Source organism: Micromonospora sp. DT46 (assembly GCF_049841735.1).
Taxonomy (GTDB): Bacteria; Actinomycetota; Actinomycetes; order Mycobacteriales; family Micromonosporaceae; genus Micromonospora; species Micromonospora reichwaldensis.
Genome location: NZ_JBNCKW010000010.1, coordinates 216902 through 230745, shown reverse-complemented (window position 1 = coordinate 230745; position 13844 = coordinate 216902). Strand labels below are relative to the sequence as shown.

Below are 13844 nucleotides of genomic sequence, written 5' to 3'. Positions count from 1 at the left end.
CCTCCCCTGGCCCGTTGTCGGGCCGACGATCAGGGAGAGCGGTGACGTGCCGGGAAAGGTTCGCGCCCGTTACTTGATCGTTATCCGGAGGCGCCCGACCGGTGGGCGGGGCCGGCGACCCGGCGAGGGTGGCGCGGTGCGCGGATGTGCTTCCATCACCGGATGGAGATCGCCCTCACCGCCCTGATGGTGGCCGTCGTCGCGCTGCTCGCCGCCCAGTTGCCCGGCAGGACCGAGCAGGCGCGGACCGCGTACCGGCTCGCCGAGATCGAGCGCCGGCTCCGGCTGGTGATGGACCACCTGGGCGTGGTGGACGCCTCGCCCGTGCCGCCGGAGGTGGGACAGCACCTGGCCCGGGGCGACAAGATCAAGGCGATCGCCGCGTACCGGAAGGCGACCGGCGCGGACCTGCGCTCGGCCAAGGAGGCGGTGGAGGCGTACGGCGACCGCCGGTGACGGCGGGCACGCGTCCCGCCCGTGCCGGCGGGACGGCGGCGATCGGGCGGGCCGGTCAGCGGGGGCGGTCGCGGTCCTTGGAGGGCTGCACACGCTTCGGCTCGCCGGGCATCTTCGGGTGGTCCGGCGGGTAGGGCATGTCGCCCTGGCCGGCGGTGTCGTCCCGGTCGGCCCACTCCAGCAGCGGGCTGATGTCCCACGCGGTGTCGTCGATGCCGGCGTGCGGATCGCCGCGCTCGGCCAGCCGGGCCGGGACGGTGCGCAGGTCGAAGTCGTCGGGGTCGACGTCGGGCAGCTCGTCCCAGGTGACCGGGGTGGACACGGTGGCCCGGGCGTTGGCCCGCAGCGAGTACGCGCAGGCGATCGTGCGGTCGCGGGCCATCTGGTTGTAGTCGACGAAGACGCGCTCGCCCCGCTGCTCCTTCCACCAGGCGGTGGTCACCAGCTCCGGCCGGCGCCGCTCCAGCTCGCGGGCCAGCGCGATGGTGGCCCGGCGCACCTCCGTGAACGTCCAGCGTGGCGCGATCCGCAGGTAGACGTGCACGCCACGGCCGCCGGAGGTCTTCGGCCAGCCGGTGGCGCCCAGCTCGTCGAGGAGCCCGCGCAGCTCCCCGGCGGCGGCAACCGCGTCGGCGAAGTCGGTGCCGGGCTGCGGGTCGAAGTCGATGCGCAACTCGTCGGGGCGGTCGACGTCGGCGGCACGCACCGGCCACGGGTGGAACACGATGGTGCCCATCTGGGCGGCCCAGGCCACGTGGGCCAGGTCGGCGGGGCAGAGCTCGGCCGCGCTGCGACCGCTCGGGAAGCTGATCGTGGTCGTCCGCACCCAGGGCGGCACGCCGCGCGCGGGCACCCGCTTCTGGAAGAACGCCTCCCCCTCGACGCCCTCCGGGAAGCGCTGCAACGTGGTGGGACGCTCGCGCAGGGCGCGCATGATGCCGTCACCCACCGCGAGGTAGTAGTGGAAGACGTCGGCCTTGGTGAAGCCGCGCTGCGGGAAGATCACCCGGTCGGGGCTGGTCAGCCGGACCTCGTGCCCGGCCACCTCGATCAGTTCGGCCGCAGCCTTCGTGCCACCCATTGCGCGACCATATGCCACACCTCCGACGTCCGACGTACCGTTGACGGGTGAGTCTTGACGAGAGTGAACTGCCCCGTACCGAGGAAGAGTGGCGGGTCCGGCTCAGCCCGGAGGAGTTCCGGGTGCTGCGGGAGGCCGGCACCGAGCGCCCGTGGACCGGCGAGTACGTCGACACGAAGACGCCCGGGACCTACCACTGCCGGGCCTGCGGCGCGCAGCTCTACCCCAGCGACACGAAGTTCGACTCGCACTGCGGGTGGCCCAGCTTCGACGACGCGATCCCCGGCTCGGTCAAGGAGATCGAGGACCGCAGCCTGGGGATGAGCCGCACCGAGATCCGCTGCGCCCGGTGCGACAGCCACCTGGGTCACGTCTTCCGGGGCGAGGGTTTCACCCCGAAGGACACCCGGCACTGCGTCAACTCCGTCTCCATCCGGCTGGAGCCGCGCGCCGACGCCTGATCCGGCGCCCGGGGTTCAGGCGCCCCGGGCCGGCGTCAGCCCGGCCATCAGCGAGACCTCGGCCGTACGCGACCGCTCGACGCGACCGGCGAAGTCGCGTACGCGCGGGTCGGCGCCGACCTTCTGGTGCGCCCGGGCCAGGTCGGCCGCCGCCTCCTGGTGCGGGACGAGCAGGCCGAGCAGGACGCGGTCGACCTCGCCGTCCGGGGCGGCCCGCAGGCGTGCCATGTCCTCGGCGGCGGTCCCGTGCTGCCCGTGGTCGTGCCGGCGGGCGGCCTCGGCGGCGGCCGGTCCGGCGTCGCGCAGCCAGCCGCGCATCGTGGCGAGTTCGTCGGTCTCGGTGACCTCGATGGCGGCGACGAGGGTGTGCAGCTTCCGGTCGGTCACCCGGTCGCGGCTGAGCCGCACCATCTCCAGCGTCTGCTCGGTGTGTGCCGCCAACATGGCCAGGAAGACCACGTCCAAGCCGTTCATCTCGGTCGCGCTGGCCGCGGCCGGCCCCGGCGGCGCGGGGACGGACGACGCCGGGGCGGTCCGCGCGGCGCAACCGGGGACGGTCAGCAGGACGGCGAGCAGGACGACCGTGGGCAGCCGTCGCATGGCGTACTCCGATCCGGGAAGGGATGACGGGTGCGGGCGCCGGGGGGACGGGCCGCACCCGTCCGGTCAGACCTGCGTCCAGAGCGCCGGCACGTGCGGCGGTTCCCAACCGGGGATCGCGGTGTGCGCCTGCCGGCAGCGGTACGTCAGCCCGCCGTAGGTGACCTGGTCGCCGACCTGGTAGGCCCGGCCCGCCGTCCAACTGCCGCCCGGCGCGGGCGGGGTGGTCGGGGCGGCGGTGGGGGTCGGGGTGGGCGACGGGGCCGGCCCGGTCGGGCTCGGCGTGGGCGACGGGTTGCCGCCCCCGCCGACCTGGAGGTCGACGCAGGAGTAGAACGCGTTGGCGGTGTCCGCGATGTTCCACACGGCGAGGACCTTCTGCCGTCCCGGGTGGCCGCCCAGGTTGACGGTGTGCGAGACGGTGGCGCCGGGCTGCTGCCCGCCGCCGTTGAAGACGGCCACCCGGGTGCCGCCGATGAAGTACTCCCAGTTGCTGGTGGCGTGCCGGGCGGTGTTGGTCCAGGTGAAGGTGACGGAGCTGCCGACCGAGGTGGCGGGCCAGCCCCGGCTGTCGTCGTTGAGGACGGCGAACTGGGCGATCCCCGCGTGGCAGCTGCGCAGCCCCTTCGGCCCCTCGACGCTCTGCGGCTCGTACTTGATCTGCCCGCAGTCGGGGACCCGTCCCTGGGCGCAGAGCGCCTGGCGGCTCGGCGGGCCGGACACGTAGCCGTGCGCCTGGGCGGGCGCCGCGACGGCGAGTGCGGAGACGACGGCACCCGTCGCCACGAGCGGGATGGTGATTCTTCGACGCATGGTGGCAGCTCCTTCGGACTTCGGCCTGGTGAGGTGCCATCAACATAAATTAAAGCTTGTTAACAGTAAAGACTCCTGTCGATAGAAACATCGCACCTTCTGCACACGCAGGGTGACCATCAGAGCAGCAACAGGCTGCCCCGCTCGTCCACCCGGTCGGCGGACTCGTCGTCCAGCCAGACGCCACCGGTGGCGAGGTAGCGGAAGCGGTACTCCCCCGGGCCGAGTCGTACGGTGACCGTCCGGGTGCCGTCCCGACGCGGGAGGAGTTCGTGCCGCCCCGGCTCCCAGCCGTTGAAGGAGCCGACCACGCTGACCGGGCCGGGCGGGGTGTCGCGGGGCAGGCTGAAGGTGACCCGTACCTGGTTGCCGAAGAGCTTGTTCCGCTTGATCATGTCGTGTTCCTCCGGGGTCGCGCGCGGTCACCCGGTACAACGCCCGACACGCCGGGGGCGACACGCCGCCACCCCCGAGTGACCTGGGCCGATCCGCCCACCCGGCACGGTCCGGTTGCCGCACGCTCGAGGAAATGTGTCGGCCTTCGGGGGGTTCTGTCGTGGCGACGTGCGAGGTCTGCGGTAACGACTACTGGATGGCGTTCGAGGTGCGGACCGTCAGCGGCGACGTGCACACCTTCGACTGCTTCGAGTGCGCCGCGCACAAGCTGGCGCCGATCTGCGAGCACTGCCAGGTCAAGATCGTCGGGCACGGGGTGGAGGTGTCCGGCCGGTTCTTCTGCTGCGCGCACTGCGCCCGCGCGGAGGAGGGCGCCCGGGGCGCCGAGATCCGCGACGCGGTCGGCGCCCGCCCCGCCTGAGGCCGGCGGTCGGCCGGCCGCCGCCGCCATGGCCGCCCGGTCGGCCGGGCGCACCGGCGGCACGCAGGGCAGCGGGGCGGCTGGCCCACGGGCCCGGCCTACCATCGGGGAGTGCCACAGCCCCCCGTGCCGAGGACCGCCTCGTTCGCCGAACTCGACGCCCGCACCTTCCACGACCTGCTCCGGCTCCGGATCGACGTGTTCGTGGTGGAGCAGGCGTGCCCGTACCCGGAACTCGACGGGCGCGACGTCGAGCCGGGCACCCGCCACCTCTGGCTCGACGACGGCGGCGCGCCCCTGGCGTACCTGCGGATCCTCGCCGACCCGGGCGGCGTGGCGCGGATCGGGCGGGTGGTGGTGGCGCCGAAGGCGCGCGGCGGCGGGCACGCGGGCCGGCTGATGGCCGCGGCGCTGGAGCTGGTCGGCGACCGCCCCTGCGTGCTGGAGGCCCAGTCCCACCTGGTCGGCCTCTACGCCCGCCACGGCTTCGCCGTCGCCGGTCCCGAGTACGTCGAGGACGGCATCCCGCACACCCCGATGCGCCGGGAAGGCATTGACCGAAGCCGATAAATGTGACAGCCTCCGGGCAGAGCCGTCGCGGAAGCCACGCAGCGCGCACGGGAGGGGCAACTCCCGGGCCGTCCGGGCGTCGTCGTCCGACCTCTCCTCCCGGGGGCTCCCCATGTCCACTCAACTTCGCACCTCCCGCCTGGCGTGGCTGCTCGCCGTCGCGGCGACCGCCGTGCTGCTGCTGACCACCGCCCTGGCCAACCCTGTGTCGGCGCACGGCTCCGTGGTGGACCCGGCGTCACGCAACTACGGCTGCTGGCAGCGCTGGGGCAGCGACTTCCAGAATCCCCGGATGGCCACCGAGGACCCGATGTGCTGGCAGGCCTGGCAGGCCAACCCGAACGCCATGTGGAACTGGAACGGCCTGTTCCGCGAGGGCGTCGCCGGCAACCACCAGGCCGCCATCCCCAACGGCCAGCTCTGCTCCGGCGGCCGGACCGAGGGCGGTCGCTACAACGCCCTCGACACGGTCGGCGCCTGGAAGACCGCCCCGGTCTCCAGCAACTTCCGGGTCCGCCTCTACGACCAGGCCAGTCACGGCGCGGACTACATCCGGGTGTACGTGACCAGGCAGGGCTTCAACGCGCTCACCGAGCCGCTGGGCTGGGACGACCTGGAACTGGTCGGCCAGATCGGCAACACCCCGGCGTCGGGGTGGAAGCCGGAGCCCACCGGCGTGTCCATCGAGATCCCGGCGAACGCGCCGGGGCGGACCGGGCGGCACGTCGTCTACACCATCTGGCAGGCCAGCCACCTCGACCAGTCGTACTACCTGTGCAGCGACGTCGACTTCTCCGGTGGGCCGACCAACCCGCCGCCGACGACGCCGCCGCCCACCACTCCCCCGCCCACCACGCCGCCGCCGACCACTCCCCCGCCGACGACGCCGCCGCCCACGACCCCGCCGCCGGCCGGGGCCTGCACGGCGACGTACCGGGTGACCGGGCAGTGGACCGGAGGCTTCCAGGGCGAGGTGACGGTGACCGCCGGTGGCGGGGCCGTCAGGGGCTGGTCCGTGACCTGGACCTACGCCAACGGCCAGCAGGTCACGTCGACGTGGAACGCGACCGTGACCACCAGCGGCACGCGGGTCGTCGCCCGCAACGCGGAGCACAACGGGTCGCTGGCCCCCGGGGCGAGCACCACGTTCGGCTTCCTCGGCTCGTGGTCCGGCACCAACAGCGTGCCGACACCCACCTGCACGACCGTGGTCTGATCCGCACCGGAACCCCGGCCGGGGTCGCAGCCCACTCCCTCCGGGCGCGACCCCGGCCGGCCCGACGGCGGTGCGGCGGGCAGGCGTGCGTCAGACCAGGCAGTTGACGATGTCGGCGACCGAGCGGCGACGACCGGTGTAGAACGGGATCTCCTCCCGGACGTGCCGCCGGGCGCCGGAGGCCCGCAGGTCGCGCATCAGGTCGACGATCCGGTGCAGCTCGTCGGCCTCGAACGCGAGCATCCACTCGTAGTCGCCGAGCGCGAACGAGGCGACCGTGTTGGCCCGCACGTCCGGGTAGCCGCGGGCCATCTTGCCGTGCTCGGCGAGCAGCTCGCGCCGCTCGGCGTCCGGCAGCAGGTACCACTCGTAGGAGCGGACGAACGGGTAGACGCAGACGTAGGAGCGCGCCTCCTCACCGGCCAGGAACGCCGGGATGTGGCTCTTGTTGAACTCCGCCGGGCGGTGCAGCGCCATCTGCGACCAAACCGGCGTGAGCGCCCGGCCCAGCGTGGTGCGGCGGAACCGCAGGTACGCGTCCTGGAGGTCGTCGCTGGAGGCGGAGTGCCACCAGATCATCAGGTCGGCGTCGGCACGCAGCCCCGAGACGTCGTACGTGCCGCGAACGACCACGTCCTTGCCGGCCAGCTCCGCGAAGAGCGCCTCGACCTCGCCGGTGACGTTGTCGCGCAGCGACGGCAGCGGGCTGGTGGCCCGGTACACCGACCACATCGTGTAGCGGATGCTGTCGTTGAGCTCCCGCAGCCGGGCCGCGTTGGTCTGCTCGGTCATGTCCCCGGTCCTCCCAGTGCTGTGATGATCTCCTCGGCCGCCGTCTCGCCGGAGCGGACGCAGATCGGGATGCCCACCCCGTCGTACCCGGCGCCGGCCAGGACCAGGGTCGGGTGGCTCGCCCGCAGGGCCGCCCGCGCGGCGGCCACCCGGTCGGCGTGCCCCGGGGTGTACTGCGGCAGCGACCCGCCCCAGCGCTGCACGTGGCCGGCGACCGGTGCGGGCAGCAGCACGCCGAGCACCGCCGACAGTTCCCGGTGCACGGTGGCGGCCAGGTCCTCGTCGGTGCGCTGCACCTGCCGTTCCTCGCCGTAGCGGCCCACGGAGGCGCGGACGAGCGCCAGCCCGTCGGTGCGGCGCAGGTGGCCCCACTTGGTGGTGAAGAAGGTCGACGCCTTGATCAGCAGGCCCTCGGTGCCCGGCACCAGGAAGCCGGACAGCTCCGGCAGCTCCGGCTCGGGCAGCGCCAGGGTGACCAGCGCGACGCTGGCGTAGTCCAGCCCGCCGACGCCCTCGGCCACCCGCGGGGCCGGGCCGCCGAGCAGCCGGGCCGCCGGGCGGGCCGGCACGGCCAGCACCACGGCGTCGACGTCGACCGACTCCGCCTCGCGGGTGGGGCCGACGGTCAGCCGCCACCCGGCCCCGGCCGGGGTCAGCTCGCGTACCGCCGCGCCCCGCCGGATCGTCGCCCCGCTGGCCGCCGCGGCGGCCTCGACCAGCGTGCTGAGCCCGCCGGCCAGGGTGCCGAAGACCGGCGCCCCCGGCGCGCGGGGGGCCGCGGCCTGTGCGGCGCGCACCGCGCCCACCAGGGTGTGCTCCACCCGGGCGGACCGGGCCAGCGCGGGCATGGTGGTGGTCAGGGAGAGGTCGTCGGCCCGGCCGGCGTAGACGCCGCCGAGCATCGGGTCGACCAGCCGGTCGACCACCTCGTCGCCGAACCGGGCCCGCACCAGCGCGCCGACGGAGACGTCCTCGTCCGCGCCGAGCAGCGGGCGGCCGGCGTCGACGTCGGCGTCCGCCGCCGGCCGCGCGACCGTGGCCACCCGCTCCAGGTCCCCGGGTACGCCGACCAGCGTGCCGCCCGGGATCGGGCGCAGCCCCCCGTCGACCACGAGCGCGGCCTGCCCGACGGTGGGGTGCACGATCCGCTCGCCCAGGCCGAGCCGGCGGACCAGGGCCACGGCGGCGGACTCGCCCCCGGCCGGGTCGCGCATCAGGAACGACTCGGCGCCGAACTCCACCGGTGAGCCGGCCAGCTCCCCGGTGCGCAGCTTGCCGCCGAGCGCGCCGGACTGCTCGTACACCGTGATCTCGGTGCCGGCGGGAGCGCGGTCGCGCAACCGGACCGCGGCGGCCAGCCCGGCGATCCCGCCACCGACCACCGCCACCCGCCACGGCGCCCGCATGCCGCTCAGCCCCGGTCGCCCGACTCGGCGGACAGCTCGTGCACCAGGGCGACCACCCGGGTCAGCACGTCGGGGTCGGTCTCCGGCAGCACCCCGTGCCCCAGGTTGAACACGTGCCCGGGGGCGGCCCGGCCCTGCTCCAGGATCCGCCGCACCTCGGCCTCGACCACCGGCCACGGCGCGAACAGCACGCACGGGTCGAGGTTGCCCTGCACCGCCCGCTCCGGCCCGATCCGCCGGGTCGCCGCGTCCAGCGGCGTACGCCAGTCGACGCCCACCACGTCGGCGCCGGCCTCGCCCATCGCGCCGAGCAGTTCGCCGGTGCCCACCCCGAAGTGGATCCGGGGCACGCCCGCGTCGGCCAGCCCGGCCAGCACGCCCGCCGAGTGCGGCAGCACGAAGCGGCGGTAGTCGGCCTCCGACAGCGCGCCGGCCCACGAGTCGAAGAGCTGCACCGCGGACACCCCGGCGGCCACCTGCACCCGCAGGAACTCCAGCGTCACCTCGGCCAGCCGGCCACAGAGCGCGTGCCACAGCTCCGGCTGGCCGTACATCATCGCCTTGGTCTTCGCGTGGGTCCGCGACGGGCCGCCCTCGACCAGGTAGCTGGCCAGGGTGAACGGCGCGCCGGCGAAGCCGATCAGCGGGGTGTCGCCCAGCTCGGCGACGAGCATCCGGACCGCCTCGTCCACGTACGACACGTCGTCGCGGGTGATCGGCCGGATCCGCTCCACGTCGGTCAGGGTGCGCACGGGCTCGGCGACCACCGGGCCGGTGCCCGGCACGATGTCCAGGTCCACCCCGGCGGCGGCGACCGGCACCACGATGTCGCTGAACAGGATCGCGGCGTCCACACCGTGCCGGCGTACCGGCTGGAGGGTGATCTCGGTGACCAGGTCGGGGCGGCGGCAGGACTCCAGCATCGCCACGTTGGCCCTGATCGCGCGGTACTCCGGCAGCGACCGGCCGGCCTGGCGCATGAACCAGACGGGGGTGTGCGGGCCGGACTGACGCCGGCAGGCCCGGACGAAGGGCGAGTCGGCCGGTCCGCCGGGACGGGGGTCTTCGTCTCGGGCGTCGGCGCCCGTCGTCGTGGTGCTCATCGCGGCCATCGTGCCACGGGGGACGCGACCGGCAGCGGGCAGCGCCGCCTTTTGTGACCCCGGTCAGCCCGCCGGCGGTGGGACCGGCCGGGCGGTGGCGGCGGCCCCGGCGTCAGACGGCGTCGGCGCGCCTCTCGGGCGGGCGGGCGGCCGGCGGCATAGGCTGCCGGCATGGCCCCCCCGATCGCGCTCCCGGAGACCTTCGCCCGCGCGGTCACCGGGCTGCGGTCCGCGGCGCCCCGATCGGAGATCGTGCTGGAGGAGGTCGGCGCGCCGCAGCGGCTCGCCCCGTACACCTTCGCGCTCTCCGCCACCGTCCTGCGCGACGGCGAGGAGGTGGCCTCCGGGCGGCTCATCCTGCTGCACGACCCGGCCGGTCACGAGGCGTGGCAGGGCACCCTGCGGCTGGTCACCTACGTGACGGCGGAGCTGGAGGTCGACCTGGCCGCCGACCCGCTGCTGCCGGGGGTGGGCTGGACCTGGCTGACCGACGCCCTGGAGGCGCAGGACGCGGAGCACCGGGCGATCGGCGGCACCATCACCCAGACCATGTCGACGCGCTTCGGTGACCTGGCCGGGCCGCCCGCCGCCGGCGACATCGAGATCCGCGCCTCCTGGACGCCGGTCGACGACGACCTCGCCCCGCACCTGCTGGCCTGGTGCGCGCTGCTGGCCTCGACCGCCGGGCTTCCCCCGCCCGGGGTGACCGCGCTGCCGGAGCGTCGCCCCGCCGGCGCGGCCTGACCCCGCGACGGATCACCTCACAGATACTTCTCGGCCTCGTTGCAGACCTTGTCCATGCCCTGGATGGCCTTGTCGTAGGCCGGCTTGTTGCCGTTCGCCGCCGCGGCGAGCGCGGTGGTGAGCTTGTCGAGGCAGTTGGCGATGACCTTCTTCTGCCGGGCCTGCTCGTCCCGGTCGTTGCGGGTGCCGGTGAGGTCCTGCTCGGTGTCGCCGAGCTTGTCCCGGACCGCCTGGAGGTCGGTCTTGAGCTTCTCGATCTCCTTGCCGTTCGCCGTGATGGTGCCGTCGCGCTGGCTGACCTCGCTGGCCATCTTCTTCTCGGTCCGGTCCAGCTCGTTGGTGGTCGACACGAACAGGCCGGTCATCACCCCGCCGAGGACGAAGAGCAGCCCGGCCACGACCGCCAGGACGAGCACCTTGTGGCTCTTGCGGGGGCCGCCGGGCGCGGGGGCGCCGAAGGGCGGGGCGGAGCCGGGCGGGGCGGACAATGGCTGCCCGTACGCCGGCCCGGAGGCCGGGGGGACCGACATCGGCTGCCCGAAGGCCGGCCCGCCGGAGGCCTGCCCGGCGTGGGGCGACGCGCTGCCGGGGCCGAAGCCGGGCGACGCCGGCGGCGCCGACTGGGGGTAGCCGGAGGGTCCGGCCGGCGGAGCCGACTGGGGGTAGCCGGAGGGTCCGGCCGGCGGCGCGGACTGCGGGTAGCCGGCGGGCGGGGCCGGGTTGTACTGCTGCGGCGCCGGGGCGTACTGCTGGCCGGCGTCCTGCTGTTCGGGCGTGTACGGGCGCGGGCTGCCGTAGGTGGTGCCGTGCGGGGCGCCGCCCGACGGCGGCTGACCGGGCGCGGCCGGCGGGTACGGCGGGTAGCCCTCCGGCCCGGTCGGTGGCTGGGACATGTCGTTCTTCCTCCACGTGTGCTGGTCCGGCGTTGGAGCCGCCGGGCCGAGGGGGTGGTTGGGCGCTGACGGGGTCAGCAGATCTTGAAACCGTCGCAGGCGACCTTGATCGGTACGGCGAGACCGATCCCCTCGGCGTTACGGGCCTTGGCGGTGGCGATGCCGACGACCTGCTTGCTGCCGTTGATGACCGGGCCGCCCGAGTTGCCGGGGTTGATCGGGGCGTCGAACTGGATGACCGGGCCCTCGCCGCCGCCGGCCTCGCGGAAGGCGCTCACCACGCCGGTGGTGACGCTGTCCTCCAGGCCGAGCGGCGCGCCGACGACCACGATCTGCTGCCCGGACTTCACCGCGGCGGACGCCGCGACCAGGCCGGTGAACTTGCCGTTGGTCCGCAGGTGGGCGACGTCGTTGGTCTCGTCGACGCGCACGATGGTCGCCGGGAAGCGCTGGTTGGTGCGCTCCAGGAAGACCTCCCGCTCGCCGGTCTGCCAGAGCGCGTCCACCACGTGGTAGTTGGTGAACAGGTTGGTGCCCCCGCCCGCGGCCGGCTTGCCGATCGCGAACGCGGTGCCGGTGGAGTTGCCGGCCCGGACCCGGAACACGCTGGGCAGCACGGCGCTGGCCACGGCCTCCGGGTTGAACGCGGCCCCGGCCTGCTTCTCCAGAGCCCCCGCCCGGGACTCCAGGCCGTCGAACCGGGTGCCGTCGGCCGCCTGCGCCGCCGCCACCCGGCTGTCGGTGTCGCCCAGCCGGTTCGAGAGCCGGTTGATCTGGTACGCCTGCACGCCCGTCACCACGGCCAGCAGGCCGGCGAGCACGAGCGCGGTGACGGTGAGCCCGCGCCCCTTCGTCGCCGGCGCCGGCCCGACGGGGTACGGCTGGCCCGGCCCGGGGCCCTGGGGGTGGCCGTGGGCGGGCGGCTGACCGGGGACACCCGGCGGCGTCGACCCGGACGCGGGGGGCCAGCCGGGCCCCGGGGGGACCCCGGGGGGCGTCGACGGGCCCGGGGCGGTGGACGGCGCGCCGCCGTGTCCCCAGCCTGCGGCGGCGGGCGCGGCGGCCGGGGCGGGCGCGTTGGCCGGGGCGGTGCCCCACTGGCCCGGCTGCGCCGGCGGCGACCAGGCGGGGCGGGGGGCCGGGGGCTGCCCGGGGGCGCCCGGCGGCAGGTATGCGGAGCCGACCGGCTCGATCCGGGGTGGCAGTGGCCCGGGGCGGGCCGTCCCCGGCGGGAACCCGCCGTCACCCGGTCCCGCCGGGCCCTTGTCCGCCGACCCGTAGCCAGTCATGATCGCCTTGCCCTCCCCGTAGACGCCCCGCTCCGCACGCGGGACCCTGATGATGCCGTACCCGCGCAACGGCCCGATGGACCGTACCTGCGTCAACGGGCTTTGTCTTCCCCTATGTCCGGCCTCCGGAAGGGCATCCGGCGGTCGCCCGGCAACACACACCGGACCGGCTTCACCCACCGCGTCGCGTCGCGCACTAGGGTTGTCAGGTGACCGACGAACCACCCCTGCGCCGTCGGCCCGCCGAAAGCCGTACGGGAAACGATGCGCACCACCCGCCGTCGGCCCGACCGGAGCCGGAGGCCGCGGGGACCGAACAGACCGCCGACGGGCCCGTTCCGCTGACCGCCCCGCGCGAGGGCACACCCCAGCCGGCGGCCACGCCCGGCGAGCTGGACGACGTCGTGGCCCGCTTCGCCGCAGGCACCGGCCCCGTCGCCCTCGACGCCGAACGCGCCTCCGGCTACCGCTACAGCCAGCGGGCCTACCTGGTGCAGCTGCGCCGGGCCGGTTCCGGCACGGCGCTGATCGACCCGCTGCCGCTGCCCGACCTGAGCGCCCTCGACACGGTGATCGGCGAGGCCGAGTGGGTGCTGCACGCCGCCAGCCAGGACCTGCATTGCCTGGCCGAGCTGGGGCTGCGGCCCCGCCGGCTGTTCGACACCGAACTGGCCGCCCGGCTGGCCGGATTCGAGCGGGTCGGCCTGGCCGCGCTGACCGAGCAGCTGCTCGGCTACAGCCTGGAGAAGCACCACTCGGCGGCCGACTGGTCGAGCCGCCCGCTGCCGGAGTCCTGGCTGACCTACGCCGCGCTCGACGTGGAGATGCTGGTCGACCTGCGCGACGCGCTCGACGAGGAGCTGACCCGACAGGGCAAGTCCGCGTGGGCGGCGGAGGAGTTCGCCGCGCTGGTGCGCACCGGCGCCCGGCCGCCGAAGGTGCGGGCCGAGCCGTGGCGCCGCACGTCCGGCATCCACCGGGTGCGCGGCGCGCGGGCCCAGGCCCGCGTCCGTTCCCTCTGGTACGCGCGGGACCAGATCGCCGCGCGGCGGGACGCCGCCCCGGGGCGGGTGCTGCCGGACTCGGCCATCGTCGCGGCGGCGGAGCTGGATCCGAGGGACGAGAAGACCCTGCTGACCCTGCCCGGCTTCGGTGGCCGCTCGGTGCGCCGGCTGGCGCGCACCTGGCTCGCCGCGCTCGACGACGCGCGGCAGCTGCCCGAGGACGCGCTGCCGGTCGCCCCGACGGTCGAGGGTCCCCCGCCGCCGCACCGCTGGGCGGAACGGGACCCGGTGGCGGCGGCCCGGCTGGCCCGCTGCCGGGAGGTGGTGGTCCGGATCGCCGGCGCGCACCAGCTGCCGCCGGAGAACCTCATCGCTCCCGACTCGATCCGTCGGCTGGCGTGGGTGCCTCCGGAGGAGGTCACGGAGGCGGCCGTCGCGGAGACCCTCCGGGGCTTCAACGCCCGCGAGTGGCAGATCGCCCTGCTCCTTCCCGCCCTCACGGAGGCCCTCACCGATCCGCCCCCCGCGCCTTGAACCGGCGGTGTGGGGTGGGCCACACGGGGGCGGGTGCCAGTGTTGGTTACTGGCGAGTAGCATCC

The 13844-nt window shown here is 75.0% G+C and carries 16 protein-coding genes; 7 read left to right on the top strand and 9 right to left on the bottom strand.

Annotated features, from left to right (window positions below; all coding sequences use genetic code 11):
* Positions 1–162 precede the first annotated feature (162 nt).
* Positions 163–456: a hypothetical protein gene (locus ACLQ20_RS26645; RefSeq protein ID WP_132233105.1), complete on the top strand. Its 294-nt coding sequence runs from the start codon at positions 163–165 to the stop codon at positions 454–456.
* Positions 457–511: 55 nt separating this feature from the next.
* Here the strand turns inward: ACLQ20_RS26645 and ligD are convergent, their stop codons facing one another.
* Positions 512–1537 (bottom strand): non-homologous end-joining DNA ligase, encoded by a 1026-nt coding sequence (ligD, locus tag ACLQ20_RS26640; protein WP_151456707.1) that lies wholly within the window; start codon positions 1535–1537, stop codon positions 512–514.
* Positions 1538–1584: 47 nt separating this feature from the next.
* Here ligD and msrB point away from each other — a divergent pair, with 47 nt between their 5' ends.
* Entirely contained in the window at positions 1585–1998 is a 414-nt protein-coding gene (gene msrB, locus ACLQ20_RS26635; protein WP_311413415.1) for a peptide-methionine (R)-S-oxide reductase MsrB, read from the top strand.
* 15 nt (positions 1999–2013) lie between these two features.
* Here msrB and ACLQ20_RS26630 read toward each other — a convergent pair whose 3' ends face one another.
* The 3 genes from ACLQ20_RS26630 to ACLQ20_RS26620 form a co-directional block, all read right to left on the bottom strand.
* Entirely contained in the window at positions 2014–2598 is a 585-nt protein-coding gene (locus ACLQ20_RS26630) for a DUF305 domain-containing protein (RefSeq protein ID WP_151456708.1), read from the bottom strand.
* Positions 2599–2664: 66 nt separating this feature from the next.
* On the bottom strand, positions 2665–3411 hold the full coding sequence (locus ACLQ20_RS26625; protein ID WP_327030902.1) for a lytic polysaccharide monooxygenase: 747 nt from the start codon (positions 3409–3411) through the stop codon (positions 2665–2667).
* 119 nt (positions 3412–3530) lie between these two features.
* Positions 3531–3806, bottom strand: coding sequence for an isoamylase early set domain-containing protein (locus ACLQ20_RS26620; RefSeq protein WP_132233095.1), 276 nt, complete (start codon positions 3804–3806; stop codon positions 3531–3533).
* Between the two features lie 161 nt (positions 3807–3967).
* On the opposite strand from ACLQ20_RS26620, the gene ACLQ20_RS26615 reads away from it, so the two are divergent.
* The 3 genes from ACLQ20_RS26615 to ACLQ20_RS26605 all read left to right on the top strand — a co-directional run bounded on the left by ACLQ20_RS26615 (position 3968) and on the right by ACLQ20_RS26605 (position 6014).
* Entirely contained in the window at positions 3968–4228 is a 261-nt protein-coding gene (locus ACLQ20_RS26615) for a Prokaryotic metallothionein (RefSeq protein ID WP_151457740.1), read from the top strand.
* A gap of 111 nt (positions 4229–4339) precedes the next feature.
* Complete coding sequence (locus tag ACLQ20_RS26610; RefSeq protein WP_327030901.1) at positions 4340–4798, top strand: GNAT family N-acetyltransferase; 459 nt, start codon at positions 4340–4342, stop codon at positions 4796–4798.
* Positions 4799–4910: 112 nt separating this feature from the next.
* A complete protein-coding gene (locus ACLQ20_RS26605; protein ID WP_358116909.1) occupies positions 4911–6014 on the top strand; it encodes a lytic polysaccharide monooxygenase auxiliary activity family 9 protein in 1104 nt (367 codons plus the stop codon).
* A 90-nt stretch (positions 6015–6104) separates the two neighbouring features.
* Here ACLQ20_RS26605 and hemQ read toward each other — a convergent pair whose 3' ends face one another.
* Genes hemQ through hemE form a run of 3 tightly spaced genes read right to left on the bottom strand, consistent with a single transcriptional unit; the run spans position 6105 to position 9315 of the window.
* Positions 6105–6806, bottom strand: a complete 702-nt coding sequence (gene hemQ / locus ACLQ20_RS26600; RefSeq protein ID WP_151457526.1) for a hydrogen peroxide-dependent heme synthase — start codon at positions 6804–6806, stop codon at positions 6105–6107.
* Positions 6803–8212: a protoporphyrinogen oxidase gene (hemG, locus tag ACLQ20_RS26595; RefSeq protein WP_425857982.1), complete on the bottom strand. Its 1410-nt coding sequence runs from the start codon at positions 8210–8212 to the stop codon at positions 6803–6805. The genes hemQ and hemG overlap by 4 nt, the downstream gene beginning before the upstream one ends.
* A 5-nt stretch (positions 8213–8217) precedes the next feature.
* Positions 8218–9315, bottom strand: coding sequence for a uroporphyrinogen decarboxylase (gene hemE, locus ACLQ20_RS26590; RefSeq protein WP_327030898.1), 1098 nt, complete (start codon positions 9313–9315; stop codon positions 8218–8220).
* A 171-nt stretch (positions 9316–9486) separates the two neighbouring features.
* Here hemE and ACLQ20_RS26585 point away from each other — a divergent pair, with 171 nt between their 5' ends.
* Positions 9487–10059 (top strand): DUF3000 domain-containing protein, encoded by a 573-nt coding sequence (locus ACLQ20_RS26585; protein ID WP_151457523.1) that lies wholly within the window; start codon positions 9487–9489, stop codon positions 10057–10059.
* Between the two features lie 17 nt (positions 10060–10076).
* Here ACLQ20_RS26585 and ACLQ20_RS26580 read toward each other — a convergent pair whose 3' ends face one another.
* Positions 10077–10952 (bottom strand): hypothetical protein, encoded by an 876-nt coding sequence (locus tag ACLQ20_RS26580; protein ID WP_425857981.1) that lies wholly within the window; start codon positions 10950–10952, stop codon positions 10077–10079.
* A gap of 74 nt (positions 10953–11026) precedes the next feature.
* Entirely contained in the window at positions 11027–12241 is a 1215-nt protein-coding gene (locus ACLQ20_RS26575) for a S1C family serine protease (protein WP_327031174.1), read from the bottom strand.
* Between the two features lie 209 nt (positions 12242–12450).
* Between ACLQ20_RS26575 and ACLQ20_RS26570 the strand changes: the two genes are divergently transcribed.
* On the top strand, positions 12451–13779 hold the full coding sequence (locus ACLQ20_RS26570; RefSeq protein WP_327030896.1) for a ribonuclease D: 1329 nt from the start codon (positions 12451–12453) through the stop codon (positions 13777–13779).
* Positions 13780–13844 lie beyond the last annotated feature (65 nt).